This is a genomic window from Micromonospora orduensis (genome assembly GCF_006228125.1).
Taxonomy (GTDB): domain Bacteria; phylum Actinomycetota; class Actinomycetes; order Mycobacteriales; family Micromonosporaceae; genus Micromonospora; species Micromonospora orduensis.
On record NZ_VDFY01000153.1, the window covers coordinates 52,842 to 66,792 of the forward strand.

Consider the following 13,951-nt stretch of genomic DNA (forward strand, 5'->3'; position numbering starts at 1 on the left):
ACTCATGGGGCCGCTGCTCGTGGCCCACTCGGTGGCACCTGACGAGCGACCAGCTTGCGTACCTCATCGGCCGATGACCCCCGCACGACAACCGGCTGGGAGATACGTCGGCTGTCGTCTGTGAAATCCGCAGAGTGCTCGAAGTCGCGGGCGGTGACCAGTTCTGCCAGAGGCGAGTCCGCCTGGGCCGTGAGCATCCACGACTGGCAGACGGGGAGGAGCTGCTGCCGTAGTCCATCGTCATCGCGGATCTCGACCAGCGCCCAGCAGTCCACCGGATCCACCGTGATCTCGTAGGAAATGACCGCGGTGGCCTTCCACCCGTCCTTGTCGCTCTGCCCGATCGCCGTTTCGGTGACCACCGCCACCCAGGTGTCCGGGTGAGCCGGCACTACCTGGAGCACCCTCCGGCCGACTTCAGCGGTTCCCGCATCGTCCGTCATGGATCAACCGTACTGGTCCCTCGCAGGCCCAGGTGAAGCACTGCTCTGCGGGGGGCGACAACTGCTACGCGGGTGGGTCGGGGAGCCGGTCGCGGATGCCGTCGAAGTCGGCCAGGGCGTGCTCGACGATCGCGGCGAGGATGACGTCGTGGGCGACCGGATCTCCAGACGGTTTCTACACGCCGGATGACTGGCCTTTCCCCCGAGAGACGCCACCACGGCCGTGAGCTGCAGTAGGCGGCGAACAGCACAGGGCCTCCACCGATCGGTAGGGGCCCTGTCGTAGGCGAGGGGTGCTACTCGCGGCGTTGCAGGATGCGGGCGAGCCACGGCAGCTCGGGCAGGTGGACGGTGACCTTCTGCTGGCTCCAGGGCCGGCGGAGCGCGAAGAGGCTGAGCGCGATCCACCACAGAGCGGCGATGCCGGCGGTGGTGGTGCGGGCAGGGCCGGTGGTGGTAGCCCAGACCATCGCCGTGGTGGCGGCGCCGAAGAGGATCCAGCCGAGGCGGGCGGCAACGGCCCGCCAGAAGGTAGCGACCAGGAACAGGAAGACGCCGGCGGCGCACCAGGTCCACCACAGCGTCTCGGCGTTGATGGGCAGCCCGGCGGAGTGCGCGGTGAGGTAGTCCCGGACCGGATCGAGGACAACCCGGGTGAGATTCCAGTCCCGCAGCCAGTCGACGCCACCGTCGACGGTGCCGACGACGAGGCGGCCGGCCCAGCGCAGCAGCGGGAGGACAAGTCCGAACAGCAGGAGTGCGACGAGTAGCACCCCGGCGATCCCGGCGGCGGGGATGAGCCATTCGGGCGGCCAGTCGTCGCTGTGCCGGCCGCGGTGCAGACGGCGCCACAGGTCGCCGGCCCATTCGTTGAGCATGGCTGGCCAGTTGGTGTCGCTGTCCTCGATCGGCGCCGGCCGCGCCGGCGTGGTGGTGTCGGTGCTCATTCGTCGTCCTCGTCTTCGTCCTGGTCGACGTCGTCGACGGCGATGATGACCGGCTCACCGCGGCGGGCGGCTTCCAGCTGGGCGCGGGTGAGCACGGTGTGGTTGGGCAGCTTGCGGGACAGCAGGGCCTCCAGGCCCTCGGGTGCGCCGTTGATGTCGGCGGGGGCTTGGGCGTTGATGTCGTCGAGCAGCGCGTCGACGAGCAGCGCCAGCGCGCCGGGGCCGGATCCGCCGTAGCCCCAGCTGATGCCGTAGTAGGAGTCGCGAGGCGCGGGGTAGACCTTCCCGTCGGTGGTGCGGATCCACACCGGCCCGTCGAGGATCAGCTCGGCCAGCGGCGCGGTCGCGGGCAGCCGTTGCGGCATGGCGGCTGTGTAGTTGCCGCCGCTGCGCCACACCGGGGCGTCGGTGTCGGGGTCGACCAGCGCGTCACCCTGTTCCCCGGCCTCGGCGAGCAGCTCGAACGCGGCGGTGCGTTGGGTGGGGATCAGCCGCTGCGTCCACTTATACGCCCAGGTGCTCTCGATCTCCTCGATCTGCTGCGGGTTGCTGAAGGGCAGGTCGCCGCCGCCGTCCCAGCGGGTGCCTTCCCGTACGCAGCGGCGGGCGAGGTCGTCGGCGCGGGCGAGCAGGTCGATCCAGCCGGCCCGGCGCTGGGTGGAATCGATGTCGTCGGCGTCGGGCACGGGCAGCGGACGGGCCGCGATGTGCAGCACCCCGTCCGGCAGGTTGGCCTTCTCGACGATCTCGACGTCCTGCTCGGCGGAGCCGGCGGCTTGGGCGTGTGCGAGACGTGCGAGGTTGACCAGCACCCGGGCCGCGGGGTGGCCTTCCTGGTAGGTGGAGGCCATCGTCAGCAGGGCGCCGGTGTCCAGTGCGGGAACGGCCATCGCGGTGACGGTGTCCGTTGACGGTTTCCAGTCCAGCAGCAGCTGCTTGTCCCGCAGGTTCATCGGCCACCACGGCACCGGCTGGCCCAGCACCCCGGCCAGGTCGAGCCACGTCGGCTTGTAGGTGCGGTCCGGCAGTGCCGGCAGCAGGGCCTTGAGTTCCGGACCGTGCCGCATGGAGAAACCTCCGGACACCACGACGACCGCGCCGTCACCACGCGGGGCGAGCTGCTCGGCCCACTCCCGGTGCGGCCGTCGCCGGCCGTTGGTCAGCGGCCACACCAGGTGGACCGGACCCTGCCGGGTCTGCCAGCGCAACGCGACCGCCCCGGGCAGCTCCACAGTGGTGTCGAAGGCAGTGTTGTACGGCATCGGCGGCCAGGACGTGATCGGCACCCGTCCGGACCACCGAGTACTGCGCGGGTCCAGCGCCCACTCGTAGACATCGTCCTCGGACCACCACGGCTGGCCGTCGTCGACGCCGGTCGCGGTGAGCTTCCCGGTCTTGACCCACCACCACACGGTCAGCCGGGGCACGCCCAGCAGCTGCCCCACTGCGCCCATGCCGAGCCGCCGCTGGTGGTCTTCCGATTCATCCACGTCCGCGATCCTCCGTCACGAGGGGATTGCCCTGCGTTACTGCCGTGTCAGCGTGCCAGAGCCGTCCGACACCGGCTAGCCCCAATGTGAAGATCGCCCGCCCAGCGGATAAGCTTCGTTATCCGCTGAGCAGCGCGACCATCTCAGCGGATAACGTGGTTTAGCCCTGGCCGAAAGTCCGGCCGGCACTCAGTGGATAAGAAGGACGGTGGAGCACCGTGGCCCGGACCGCGACCGCGAAGGTCATCGCGCTACGCCCCGCAGACCCGATCGCAGCCGTCGGCGGGGCTCTCGCGGCGCTGAACCGCCACCTCGACCGGTGCGCCCTGGCTGCCAACACCACCAAGGCGTACCGGGCCCGCACCCGCGCTTACGCCGCCTGGCTCGGCCAGCACGCCGGCGAGCACCCGGACGCCTTCGTCGACCAGGTCGGCGCCGAGGCCGCCGTCACCGCCTGGCGTCGGCATCTCATCGCCACCAAGGTCGGCCCGTCCACCGTGAACCAGGCCCTGGCCGCCGTCGACCTGCTCTACGAGATCGGCGCCGGGCTCCGGCTGAAAGTCAAGCGGGCCCGCGTGCCCCGGCCCGGCGAACCCGACGCGCTCACTTCCAAGGAGCAAGGTACGGTCGAGCGGGCCGCGGACCGCCGTGGCGTCCGCGACGCCGCGATCGTCGCCGTGCTGCTCTACACCGGCGCTCGGGCGGAAGAGTGCGCCGGTCTCGACGTCGACGACCTCGCCCTCACCGCCCGCACCGGCACGATCCGCCTGCACGGCAAGGGCGACGAGGTCCGCCAGGTCCCGGTCCCGGCACCGGCACGCGAACGGCTCAGCGCCTGGCTGCGCCATCGCGGCAGCGAGGCGGGACCGCTGTGGACCGGGCAACGCGGCCGACTCACCACCTCCGGCATCACCCAGGTGGTGCTCACCGTCGGCGACGCCGCTGGCCTCCCTGGCCTGCGCCCGCACCGCCTGCGCCACACTTACGCCACCCGGCTACGCCAAGGCGGCGCGGACTCCGCGCAGGTCCAGGCCCTACTCGGGCACGCCTCGCTCGACACCACCGCTCGCTACTTCCGCGCGGGCGTCGCGGAGCAGGCCGCCGTGGTGGAGCGGGTCTTCGAATGAAGGTCTTCGAGGACCGAATCGCGAGGTTCCCCCGCCTCACTGCGCTTCGCCGCCGGTAACGGGACGGCGGTGGGGATGAGCAAGACAGTGCTGGCGAAGCCACCACCGCCGGTGCTATCGCGCCGTCGCTGGCCGTGACATGCGGAGCGGACAAGACGGCGCCCGGAAGAACTTCCTACCAGGCGTCACCGTCTATTACACATAGCGTGTGGATCACCTTTACTGGGACCTTGGCGAATGCGCCACCGGCGCGGTGTTCGAGATCGAGCTGCGGGGGTCGACCGCCAGGGTCTGCCTTATGGACGGCGACGAGTACCAGGCGTACGTCGACGGCGACGAGTACGAGTTCTTCGGCGGCTTCTACGACCTCACCCCCGTGGTCCTGGAGGTGCCGTACGACGACCACTGGTGGCTCATCGTAGACAGCAACCCCGACCGCATCCGAGTCGCGGTAAACCAGGTCTTCGACTGATCCACCCTCCACCACTGAGGCGACGGCACCTCGCCGTGCCCCCGGACGGTCACCGGCAGGATCATCCAGGGGTCAGGGCGGACCTGACCCCGGCTCGATTCGTTGAGCAGGTCATGACGGATGTGCACCACCTGAGGGACAACCCGGCGCGCTACTACGAAGTGCTGGGACGGGTCATGTCGGCCCTGCGCGAGACCGGCGCGCTCAACGGTGCCACCCATCTCGACTGGTGGCAGGGCGCTGGCGGCCGAAGCTGGGAGATCGAGTGGCAGGGCGGCCCCTTCCCGGCCGAGGTCGCCGCGCGGCTGCTGGGGGTGCCGGAGTCCGGCGTCGACGACGACCAGGGCGAGCACGCGGTACGCGGCCTGATTTCAACCGGCCGGGGCGAGAACGAGCACGCGCACATGGTCGTGCTCGACGTGCCGGTCAACCTGCGCGCGATCGACCCGATCGGCACCAGACAGGTCTGGGCAACCCTCACTCTCCCGCAGGGGTAGGGGAAGTCCGGGCCGTGGCGCTACGCCTGACTCGCCAGCTCGACCGACGACGACCGGCCGTTGCGGCTTTCACAATCGCGCACACTCGCGTGATGATCCGATGCCCTAGGGTTACCGGCATGGTCGATGTGGACGATGAACTGGACCACCAGGGCATGGCAATCGAGCTGATCGACGCCTTTGTCGAGCGCGACGCGGCAGGCCTGGCCGCGCTCGACGCCGCCGGCCGGGCAGCGCAGGTCCAGGCGCGGCAGGCGCTGTACGACTACGTCGACCGGATCTGGGAGGACGCCAAGGCCCGCGGCTTGGACCCGGCGAGCCGGCCGGACTGGAACGTCGTGGCCGGGCTGCGGGACCTGACCAACGCGCTGGTCGAGCAGGCCGGGCAGGCGCAGGCCGACGCCGGCGAGGACTGAGCCGCCGATGACCGGCACCGGCTCGCGTGATGCCGAGATCCGGGACCTGGTGGCCAGCACGGCGATGCTCGGCCGGGTGTCCGGGCGTGAGCCGTGGCGCGAGGTGCTCCTGCGGTTGACCGGAGGCCGGTGGCCGCGCCGGTCCGGCTGGCCGGTCGTGCCCCGGCTGGCCACGCCATGGCAGGACACCGTCTCGAACGAGCGGATCGGCTGGCGGATGCGCGCGGCGAACCTACGCAGCCACGACCCCGATGACGCTTCCGTACGGGACGAGTCCGTGTTCGAGGTCGACTACCAGATATGTCATCGGTGCCGGATCGGCTGGGTCGAGCAGCCGCACACCCTGCCGGCCTACCGCCGCCGCGGCCTGGCCGCCGCCGGCCTCGCGGCGCTGCGCAGGGATAACCCTGGCTACGCCTGGCACACGCTGGGCGGGCACATCGACGGCTCGCCGGCGTTCTGGGACACCGTCGGCGCCGACGTCCCGGGCGGCTATCGGCCCCGCCGGGTGTGCGAGCACGTCACCGCCGGTGGCTGAACGGCCAGGACGTCAGATCGGTGCCTGACGCCGACTCTGGTGTGCGGCATGACCGGTCGTCGAGGGCGCGCGGACTTGAGTTTCAACCCCAGGTCAAGTTGATCGCGTGGACCCACTGCGCGGCCGCGGGTCGGGCGTTTCGGCGGTGTTGTCACCAACCCGCCCTTCTGCTGAAGCGGTAACGCGCAGGGGGTTCTAGCTGCGAAAACGTCCATTCAGGAGATCGCGACAGCGGCATCGACAATGACATAGTGCGGGGCTTGGGGGGGCGGGGCAGTAGAGTGACCCTCCGACGTGACGTTCCAATCCCAACCTCGGGACGGACTCCGGGTCGCACCCCCTAGCGAGGGCGCCCGGGTACGACTCCGAGACCCCCGGGAGATGGAGGTACGTCATGTCGAACCGATCGTCCCGGGTTCGCCGGCATGTGTGCCGGTGCACCCCGAAGTCCCGCCGCTTCACCTACCGGTGGCAGTGGCAGAAGATCACCAACGCGGTGGTCCTCCTGATGGAGGTCACGGCCAAGGCGGTGATCATCTATCGGGCCTGGAAAGGGATGTAGCCCCGCATAGCGGGGCTACATGACCGGTCGCGAAGGGCGCTCCGCTCCGAAGGTTCCAGGCCCAGAGGGCGGGGCGTTCTTCGTTGTTTTCTATTCGTGCGACGTGTCGCAGCACCCGCAGTGTGTCATAAGCGGCCGTATAGAAGTAGGGAAGCCTGCCTTGAAGGCTTCTGCAATCCGGCTGGCTGCGGTACCGTCCGGCCCCGTGACGTGCGGATACTCCAGCTTGTAACGCTAGCTCGCGTTCTGGGTGCGTTCTCTGACACACGAGGCGGGGCCGATCTGGCGGGCTGCCGGCCGAGATCAACCGTCGCCCCGTTTGGTGGCTGTGGCCCCCTCGGATCCGGCCAGCGGGCAGCGCGGCAGGTGATCGGGGTCGACCACCACCCGCGGGCAGTCCTCCTGCCGGCACTTCCACACGCGCCCCATCCAGCGGCAGCCGGCCGGGCACTCGCCGTGAGCGGGCAGCGGGGCGGGGTGGCCGGCGGGGCAGGCAGCCGGCGCCCACTCCTGCCAGACCCGTCCGCCGCCGCGCGCGCGTACCCACCGTCCCGCCACCACGTCGTGAGGGTACGAGGCAGTCGACGTGTCGATTCCGAGGGAGGGCGGGGCCACTGCTTCTTTCGTCACGTCTGGCCTGGGGGGGTGATCAACGACTTGGGCCCCCGACCAGTCGGTCGGGGGGCCCACATGCTGGAGTCGCTGTTATCGGGTCTGGCTGCGGCGTTCTGGAACGAGTTCGGGGTCGAGCCCGGCCTCTCGGAACAGGTCACGCAGTCGCTGCTCAACGTCGATCGTCGTGTCCAGGGACCTCAGCGTGGACGCGGAGGTTCGCTCGATGAGCTCGTCGAGTTCAAGGTCCTTGTGTGGGTCCATCGCTTGCCTCCCTTCTGGCTGCATCGCTCCGCTGCTGGTCGAGCTTGCGGATGAGAGCCTGCCGGGCGTGGCGCAGGTGTGAGCGCACCGTCCCAGGGTCCTGGCCGGTCACGCCGGCGATCTCGGTGGGCGTGTAGCCCTCCGCGGTCCAGGCCATGACGTCTCGCTGTCTGGTGGGCAGTTCCTTCACCATACGGTGGAAGTGCTGCGCCTCGATGTCGAAGATCTGTTCGGTCGCGTCGTCCTGGGGGCCGTTGTGCAGCCACCACTCGCGCTCTCGCCGGGACTTCTGCCGGGTGCGGATGAAGATGGAGTTTGCCGTCTGGCGCACCCACGCTGGTGGGTGCTCGATCGTCGGCCACTTCAGCAGCGCGCACTTCATGGCCTCTTGGGCGACGTCCTCTGCCTCGCTCAAGGACGCACCTTTGCGAATCAGGAAGCGGATCAGGCGCGTGAAGTCCTCGCGGTAGTACTCGACGAAGCCCTCAACATCGACCTGCTCCTTCTCCGTCTCCACCTGGTCGGACATGGACTCACCCTTCGTTCGGCATGGGGTACCGGACATGCCGTGGTTGATATGACGCGCATAGGTGGTCCTCTCTCAGCGACGCGGTGCCGGCCCGTACCGGTACTCGCGCGTACTGCTCTGGCCAGGCCTTCCGAGTGGCCAGTCGTGCTACCTCTTCACGCTGGTCGGCCCAGCGCCGACCCTCGGTCCGTCGATCCCTCAAGGGCGAGTGGTTGCTCCTCCTGTCTCCGACTTGCGCGTCGCCCCGCTGGCGCCGCCTGTTCTTACGGTAGGTGAGTGCATGGGCGACGGCTGAGCGTGCAAGCCGTCGCCCAAGATTTTTCCGGGGGATTTTTGGAACCGGCTACCGGTGCCAACGCACCAGGCAGGCGAGGACCACTGCGGCCACCGCGGCGACCAGGGTGACCAGTACCGACTGAGATACGGCATACGCGCTCGGCACGCCGACGAGCGCCAGGTTGGCGACCGTCACGAGCTTCGCGGTGTCGTCGCGGCTGCTCGGCTTCTCCGAACGCGAGTCCGCGTTGATGGCCTTGACCTTCGGCCCCATGGCTTTGGTCGTCTCGTCAGGCACCAGGCACTCCTTCGTCACGCCGTACGTGGCCCGTCCGGCTCTGACTGGTGAGTGCTGTCGATGGCGCTTGCCGTGCAGTCGATGTGGCGATGCCGTGGAATCAGAAGGTGTCCGCGTCCGGGAGCTGAGCGAGCACTTGCGGCGGCGCTGGCTCGACGGGTAGCGGCCGGGGGTCGCTGTGTTTGTCGGGGCCGCACCGGTTGAAGGGCCCGTACTCGGCGGCCAGGGCGGCGAGGTGTGGGTCGAGGTGGTCGCGCCACCAGATGCTCATGCCGGTCTGGGGGTCGCTGACCCGCAGCGTTTCCCAGGCCCGCCAGAGCGCGTACAGGCGGGAGATCGCCTCGGGGTGCGCCCACCACCGCGGGCACCAGTTGATGCCGCTGGTCGGCCCGGAGGCGAGGCGCCGCTCGACGACGTGGGCGAGGTAGTCGCCGACGAACGCCTCGACGTTGCGGTAGACCGGCTCCGCGCCAGCCGATTCCGCCGCCGAGGGCTCGGGCACCGGCGGGGCTGCGCCCGGGTCGCCGGCGAGCTGGCCGAGCAGCGCGCTGAGGTCGGCGACGGCGTCGGCGGCCGTCCCGGCGGTGGGCGTGGTCATGGGGCTGGCTCCGGTGGGACGTCGGGGGTGAGGGTCCAGTCGGTGCGGCCTGTGGGGTCCCAGTGCGCGATCGACGCGCGGATCGCCTCCGCGTAGGGCCCGTCCTGCCAGGGGGCGGTGCGGGCGAGCGCGGGCGGGGCGCCGGAGGCGTAGACGACCATCCGGCCCCGGGGCAGGGCGTGCAGGTCGGAGACGTCGAGGATGCGCTGGCGGCGGGTGGCGTGCGAGACCGATCGCTGGCCCCACCCGGATCCGCTGCTGCTGGTCGACCGGGTCGTGACGTCGTGCTCGCCGATCAGCTTCGACAGCTCTTCGAGCCAGTCCGGGTCGGCCACGCCGCCGCCGTAGGTGCGGACGTTCGCCGCCGACCAGAGCTTGCGCATGCCCTCGCGTCCCCACACGTCGATGCCCTGGGGGTAGGACTGCAGGATGGTGATGATCGGCAGGCCGTGGGAGCCGTAGTAGGAGTACAGGTTGGGCAGTTGCCGCAGGCGGCAGATGTTCGCGGCCTCGTCGAGGATGCTCAGCAGCGGCGGGTCCAGGCGGCGGCCGGCTGAGGCGCGGGCGCGCAGCTCACCGGCGCGCAGGACGGCGTCGGTGAGGGCGGCGACCAGCGGGGCGGGGGAGCCGGGCCCGCCCTGGGAGAGCAGGTACAGCACGTCGGTGCTGACCACGAACGCGGCCGGGTCGAACTCGAGGACCCCGCCACGGGTCGGTGGGGTCACCCAGGCGGTGACGGCCGGCTCGGTGAGGCACATGAGCATCTTCTGGGCGCCGGCGTAGATGCCGCCCCGGGTTTTGTCGGGCATGTTGACCACGCCGGAGACCGCGTCGGCGGGCAGCGCGAAGCCGTGCTCGCGCAGCAGCATCGCCGGTTCGTCGTCACGGGGGCTGACCGCCCACCGGTACGCGGCGAGGATGTCCCGTCCGGAGCAGGCGGCGGCCAACAGCAGGTTCGCTACGAGCTCTTCCGAGCTGGGGTCGAAGAAGGCGTCGCGGGAGACGCCGGGCTCACGTTCGGCGGCGGCGAAGTGCTCACCGAGGCGCCGGGCGTCGGTAATGGTGGCCACCGCGCGCAGCGGGTTGAACCACATCCCCTGCTCGGCGCCGAGGATGTGCTGCGGGTCGAACGCCCACACCGTGCCTCGGGCGGCGCGCAGGTCGCGGGTGGCGTCGACGATGTCGCCTTTGACGCTGGTGACCAGCGTGGGTCCGGGGGCGGCGGCGATCGCGGGGATGGCCCGGCTGGTGGTCTTGCCGGTGCGAGGGCCCCAGATGTCGACGGCCATGTCCTCCCAGGACTGGCGCAGTGGCATCCCGCCGGCGACGGTGTAGGCGATCAGCACGCCGAGCTGGTCGGGGTCGGGCCGGTCGACGTCGGCGAGGCTGGGCCGCAGCCGCCGGCCGCTGTCGGCGACGCCCTTCGGGCTGAGGTGGGCGAGGTCGGCGCGGCTGGCCATCCGCCGGGCAGCGGAGTCGACGCGGGTGCGCCGTCGACGAGTCCATCGCCAGGCCACGACTCCCACCGTGACGAGCAGCGCCAGGACGCCGACCTCGATGGCCACGACGAGCGTGCACGCGGTGGTCCAGGAGATCTCGCCGCGCACCACCGCGGCGGCCACCCGGATCGGGCCGCCACCGGTGTAGCCGGGCGGATGGGTAAGCGCGACCGGCAGCCACACCCCGCTGGCGGCGACCAGGGCGAAGGCGGCGATGCCCCCGACGAGTAGGCCGGCGTCGTCGTGGCCACCGCGCGGCCCGGCAGGGCGGCTCACGCCATCGTCCAGCGAAAGTCGGTGTTGCCCAGGCGCATCTCCGTCTCGGTGGGCTCCAGGTGCACCGGGATGCCCGGCCGCGACCCGACCTTGATCAGGAAGTTTCCCCGCCCGACGGTCCCGCTGCCCTCGGCGGCCGTCCAGGACGGCGGCGCCGACCAGGACAGCACCTCACGGCGTTCGGCCTGCGACAGCGGCCGGACCCGGGAGACGGAGTCCAGCTCCTGCTCCGAGCAGGGACCGATCATCAGCACCGCCGAGCGTTCGGCGAAGCCTCTCGCTTTGGCCCGGTCGTGGGCGGTGGGCAGCGCCTCCAGGTCGGCCAGGGAGTGGGTGATGAAGGCGGTGCCGGTGCCCTTCTGCCGGTTGAGGCGGGTCAGGCCGTCGGCGCGGTCGACCAGGCCGTGCCCGACCCGCAGCGCCCGCCACAGCTCGTCGAGCACGGTGAAGAACGTCCTCGCGGGGGCGAGGCCGAGGTCGGCCATCAGGTGCGCGGCCTCGACCTGGGCGAAGCCGTAGGACCAGGTCGACAGCAGCGTCGCGGCGGTGCGCAGTTCGTCGGTGTCGTCGATGCTAGAGATGTCCACACAGACGGCGGGGGTGTCGAGGCGAATCGCGGTGGTGGTCTGACCCTCGAAGGTGTCGCCGAGCGGGCCGTGCAGCAGCGCCAACAGGGTGCGATGCAACCCGTTGGTCTCTTCCCGGAACCGGGGGAGGTCGTGCTCTTCCTGCCAGAGGGTGACGGCCCGGACGTCGGCGGGGGCGTCGCGCAGGATGCGCAGGACGTCGGAGAGCACCGGCGGGGTGTCGGTCTCGCGTTCGGCGAGATAGCGCAACGCGGCAGCGAGGACGGTGGTCTCATCCGAGCTGACGGGCCCGCGACGGATCAGGGTGGCCAACGCGACCAGCATGTTCAGCCGCCGGTCGGTGACCGCCGCGCGCACGACGGCACCGGTGCGCTCGTCGACGCGGTCGAGGACTTGGCGCCAGGGGCCGGCGTCGAGGGGGTTGATCCGGTCCAGGCCCGGCCCGATGCGCAGGACCTGGCCGCCGAGGGCGCGGACCAGTTCGGCGTAGTCGGGTTTGAGGTCGCCGAGGATCAGCGGGGTGACGCCTTGGGCGGTGAGGCCGAGGACCATCCGCCGCACGGCTGTGCTCTTGCCCATGCCGGGTTCACCCTCGATCCACACCGACGGGTTGTTGATCAGGCGGGCGCGGGTGTACCAGGAGATCGGGTCGAAGCAGACGGCGCTGCCGGTGTAGAGGTGGCGGCCGATCGGAACGCCGATCATCGGCGTCGACGCGCCGGTGCCGAAGGGGAACAGACCGCAAACCTGAACGGTGGTGCCCCGGTACTCGATGGGCGGTTCGATGTACGACCAGGCCCCGCCGCCCGGCCCGGTGTAGCCGAGCCGGCCGGGTCGGCGGCCGGCGGGTCGACGTGGCGGGGCAGCGGCGGTGTCGCGGGTGCTCTTGGGCATGCCGGCGTCCTAGAAGGGGATGGTGGCGTGGGTGGGCAGGACCACGCCGGCGGGTAGGCCGGCGGCGAACCCGGCGGCCTGGCACCCGTACATCGGGCGCATCACCAGGCGGGCCTCCCCGGCGCGGGCCCGGATGACGCCGGTGGCCTCGTCGAGCTGCTTCTCGTCAGCGACGGTGGCGGTGACCAGCACGGTGAACCGGACGACCCCGGCGCCGGTGGCCTCTTCCTCGGCGGCCTGCTCGGCGGCGGCCAGGTCGGTGAGGTCGCGGGCGCTGGCGCGGTGCTTCTTGACGGCCAGGAACCTCGCGTCGCGCTTGTCGGATTCGACGAGCCGGGCTGCCTCACCGGGGGAGTACGGCCGGTAGATCATCGTGACGCGTTTGCGCAGTAGTTGCGGGTCGGGGTCGGTCAGCCGGCTGAACAGCCGGGAGTACACCACCCCGCGTGGGGCTTCGACCATGCACCAGGTGCGGGAGATCCCGGAGTCGTGCCGGTAGGAGTCCCAGCTCTCCCGAGTGGCCACCGGGCCGGCCTGGGTCCAGTCCGGAGTGAGCTGAGGAGCGCGGGCGAGGTCGAGGGCGGCGGCCGGGTCGTAGGCGGCGCGCACCACGCCGGCGAGTCCGCGAGCGGACATCGGCGTGATGCCGGCGCCGGTGGCGCCGGTCAGCCCGGAGTGCAGGTGCGGCAGCCGGGCGGCGACCTCCCGGCAGACGTCCTCGGGCGTCATCGACCGGCCGGGCGGGGCGGTGTAGGTCAGCGACACCCGGGTGTCGACGGTCGCGGATCCGGCCGGGGACGACTCGACCACCTCGTTGAGGACCTGCAGGGCCAAGGCCGGCGCGTCGGGCCGGGAGGTCGCCGCGACTTCGGTGGCGAGCCGGGTGCCCGGATCCGGCGTCGTCTCGATGGTGACCTGAGCCTGTACGAGCTGGGGTTCGCGCGACAGCGCGGCCAGCCAGGAGGCCAGGTGTCCGACGCGGGCGTCGATGACGGCCTGGTCGACCAGGTCCATGCCCTCGGGCGCGCAGCGCAGGGTGACGGTGTAGTGCCGGCTCTGCGGGACCACGACCACGGCCACCAGCCCGGAGCGGCCGGTCTCGACCTCGTACACCTCGGATCGGGCCAGCACGCCGGGCAGTTGGTGGGCGGCGGTGACTCGGGAGGCGACGCCGGAGACGTAGATGTGGTGGCGCCGGGAACGGGCGAGCCACCACGCCACACGGGCGGTGATGACCTGGAAGCCGGTGCGCCCAGTGATCCGGATCGCCAGGGGAGCGAGGACAAGCAGGCCGGTGAGGGCAGTGATCAGCGCGGCCGGCGGCGAGACCGTCAGCATCGCTGCGGCGAGCACCATGACCAGGAACGCGGCGATGGTTCCGGCCGGCCCGAGCCCGAACAGCCCGGCACCGCGGCCGAGCCGCCAGTTGCCGTAGGTCCGCTGATCGCTGGTCCGCTCCTGCACTCCGGTGCTCACGAGCCCTCACCGTTCGTCGCTCCGGACGCTGTCCCGCCGACCTTGCGGACCGCCGCTGGCCCGGCCTTCGTGGCAGCGACGCCCGCAGCGGCCGCAAGTCCGACCGGTCCAGCTGCGGCAGCTCCTGCCCCCGCAGCCCCGGCCCCAGCC

General features: G+C 71.1%; 17 protein-coding genes. 6 read left to right on the forward strand and 11 right to left on the reverse strand.

Annotated elements, in window-relative coordinates:
* Positions 1-2: 2 nt before the first annotated feature.
* The 3 genes from FHG89_RS14230 to FHG89_RS14240 all read right to left on the reverse strand — a co-directional run bounded on the left by FHG89_RS14230 (position 3) and on the right by FHG89_RS14240 (position 2,880).
* A complete protein-coding gene (locus FHG89_RS14230) occupies positions 3-443 on the reverse strand; it encodes a hypothetical protein (RefSeq protein ID WP_139584850.1) in 441 nt (146 codons plus the stop codon).
* 296 nt (positions 444-739) lie between these two features.
* A complete protein-coding gene (locus tag FHG89_RS14235; RefSeq protein ID WP_139584851.1) occupies positions 740-1,390 on the reverse strand; it encodes a hypothetical protein in 651 nt (216 codons plus the stop codon).
* Positions 1,387-2,880, reverse strand: coding sequence for a helix-turn-helix domain-containing protein (locus FHG89_RS14240; RefSeq protein ID WP_139584852.1), 1,494 nt, complete (start codon positions 2,878-2,880; stop codon positions 1,387-1,389). The genes FHG89_RS14235 and FHG89_RS14240 overlap by 4 nt, the downstream gene beginning before the upstream one ends.
* Positions 2,881-3,098: 218 nt before the next feature.
* Here FHG89_RS14240 and FHG89_RS14245 point away from each other — a divergent pair, with 218 nt between their 5' ends.
* The 6 genes from FHG89_RS14245 (at position 3,099) to FHG89_RS32970 (ending at position 6,492) form a co-directional block, all read left to right on the forward strand.
* The gene (locus tag FHG89_RS14245) at positions 3,099-4,007 is read left to right on the forward strand and encodes a tyrosine-type recombinase/integrase (protein ID WP_139584853.1); all 909 of its coding nucleotides are present in this window, start codon (positions 3,099-3,101) and stop codon (positions 4,005-4,007) included.
* Positions 4,008-4,215: 208 nt separating this feature from the next.
* Positions 4,216-4,479 (forward strand): DUF1883 domain-containing protein, encoded by a 264-nt coding sequence (locus FHG89_RS14250; protein WP_139584854.1) that lies wholly within the window; start codon positions 4,216-4,218, stop codon positions 4,477-4,479.
* A 113-nt stretch (positions 4,480-4,592) separates the two neighbouring features.
* Entirely contained in the window at positions 4,593-4,976 is a 384-nt protein-coding gene (locus tag FHG89_RS14255) for a hypothetical protein (RefSeq protein ID WP_139584855.1), read from the forward strand.
* 119 nt (positions 4,977-5,095) lie between these two features.
* Positions 5,096-5,392: a hypothetical protein gene (locus FHG89_RS14260; protein WP_139584856.1), complete on the forward strand. Its 297-nt coding sequence runs from the start codon at positions 5,096-5,098 to the stop codon at positions 5,390-5,392.
* A gap of 7 nt (positions 5,393-5,399) precedes the next feature.
* Positions 5,400-5,930 (forward strand): hypothetical protein, encoded by a 531-nt coding sequence (locus FHG89_RS33735; protein ID WP_244295435.1) that lies wholly within the window; start codon positions 5,400-5,402, stop codon positions 5,928-5,930.
* 394 nt (positions 5,931-6,324) lie between these two features.
* Positions 6,325-6,492 (forward strand): hypothetical protein, encoded by a 168-nt coding sequence (locus tag FHG89_RS32970; protein WP_167517419.1) that lies wholly within the window; start codon positions 6,325-6,327, stop codon positions 6,490-6,492.
* 303 nt (positions 6,493-6,795) lie between these two features.
* Here the strand turns inward: FHG89_RS32970 and FHG89_RS14270 are convergent, their stop codons facing one another.
* The 8 genes from FHG89_RS14270 to FHG89_RS14300 form a co-directional block, all read right to left on the reverse strand.
* Entirely contained in the window at positions 6,796-7,053 is a 258-nt protein-coding gene (locus FHG89_RS14270; protein WP_139584857.1) for a hypothetical protein, read from the reverse strand.
* A gap of 144 nt (positions 7,054-7,197) precedes the next feature.
* On the reverse strand, positions 7,198-7,368 hold the full coding sequence (locus tag FHG89_RS32975; RefSeq protein WP_167517420.1) for a hypothetical protein: 171 nt from the start codon (positions 7,366-7,368) through the stop codon (positions 7,198-7,200).
* The gene (locus FHG89_RS14275; RefSeq protein WP_167517421.1) at positions 7,346-7,897 is read right to left on the reverse strand and encodes an RNA polymerase sigma factor; all 552 of its coding nucleotides are present in this window, start codon (positions 7,895-7,897) and stop codon (positions 7,346-7,348) included. The genes FHG89_RS32975 and FHG89_RS14275 overlap by 23 nt, the downstream gene beginning before the upstream one ends.
* A gap of 343 nt (positions 7,898-8,240) precedes the next feature.
* Positions 8,241-8,471: a hypothetical protein gene (locus FHG89_RS14280; RefSeq protein WP_139584859.1), complete on the reverse strand. Its 231-nt coding sequence runs from the start codon at positions 8,469-8,471 to the stop codon at positions 8,241-8,243.
* Positions 8,472-8,571: 100 nt separating this feature from the next.
* Positions 8,572-9,069, reverse strand: a complete 498-nt coding sequence (locus FHG89_RS14285) for a DUF4913 domain-containing protein (RefSeq protein ID WP_139584860.1) — start codon at positions 9,067-9,069, stop codon at positions 8,572-8,574.
* On the reverse strand, positions 9,066-10,844 hold the full coding sequence (locus FHG89_RS14290; RefSeq protein WP_139584861.1) for a type IV secretory system conjugative DNA transfer family protein: 1,779 nt from the start codon (positions 10,842-10,844) through the stop codon (positions 9,066-9,068). Before FHG89_RS14290 ends, FHG89_RS14285 begins: the two co-directional genes overlap by 4 nt.
* The gene (locus FHG89_RS14295; RefSeq protein WP_139584862.1) at positions 10,841-12,325 is read right to left on the reverse strand and encodes an ATP/GTP-binding protein; all 1,485 of its coding nucleotides are present in this window, start codon (positions 12,323-12,325) and stop codon (positions 10,841-10,843) included. Before FHG89_RS14295 ends, FHG89_RS14290 begins: the two co-directional genes overlap by 4 nt.
* 9 nt (positions 12,326-12,334) lie before the next feature.
* Positions 12,335-13,801: an SCO6880 family protein gene (locus FHG89_RS14300; RefSeq protein ID WP_139584863.1), complete on the reverse strand. Its 1,467-nt coding sequence runs from the start codon at positions 13,799-13,801 to the stop codon at positions 12,335-12,337.
* Between the last annotated feature and the right edge of the window lie 150 nt (positions 13,802-13,951).

Excerpts from the sequence above, each read along its gene's own strand:
- FHG89_RS14275 (WP_167517421.1), bottom strand. The coding sequence starts at position 7,897 with ATGTCCGACCAGGTGGAGACGGAGAAGGAGCAGGTCGATGTTGAGGGC.
- FHG89_RS14295 (WP_139584862.1), bottom strand. The coding sequence starts at position 12,325 with ATGCCCAAGAGCACCCGCGACACCGCCGCTGCCCCGCCACGTCGACCC.
- FHG89_RS14260 (WP_139584856.1), top strand. The coding sequence starts at position 5,096 with ATGGTCGATGTGGACGATGAACTGGACCACCAGGGCATGGCAATCGAG.
- FHG89_RS32970 (WP_167517419.1), top strand. The coding sequence starts at position 6,325 with ATGTCGAACCGATCGTCCCGGGTTCGCCGGCATGTGTGCCGGTGCACC.
- FHG89_RS14255 (WP_139584855.1), top strand. The coding sequence starts at position 4,593 with ATGACGGATGTGCACCACCTGAGGGACAACCCGGCGCGCTACTACGAA.
- FHG89_RS14230 (WP_139584850.1), bottom strand. The coding sequence starts at position 443 with ATGACGGACGATGCGGGAACCGCTGAAGTCGGCCGGAGGGTGCTCCAG.
- FHG89_RS33735 (WP_244295435.1), top strand. The coding sequence starts at position 5,400 with ATGACCGGCACCGGCTCGCGTGATGCCGAGATCCGGGACCTGGTGGCC.
- FHG89_RS14285 (WP_139584860.1), bottom strand. The coding sequence starts at position 9,069 with ATGACCACGCCCACCGCCGGGACGGCCGCCGACGCCGTCGCCGACCTC.
- FHG89_RS14235 (WP_139584851.1), bottom strand. The coding sequence starts at position 1,390 with ATGAGCACCGACACCACCACGCCGGCGCGGCCGGCGCCGATCGAGGAC.
- FHG89_RS32975 (WP_167517420.1), bottom strand. The coding sequence starts at position 7,368 with ATGGACCCACACAAGGACCTTGAACTCGACGAGCTCATCGAGCGAACC.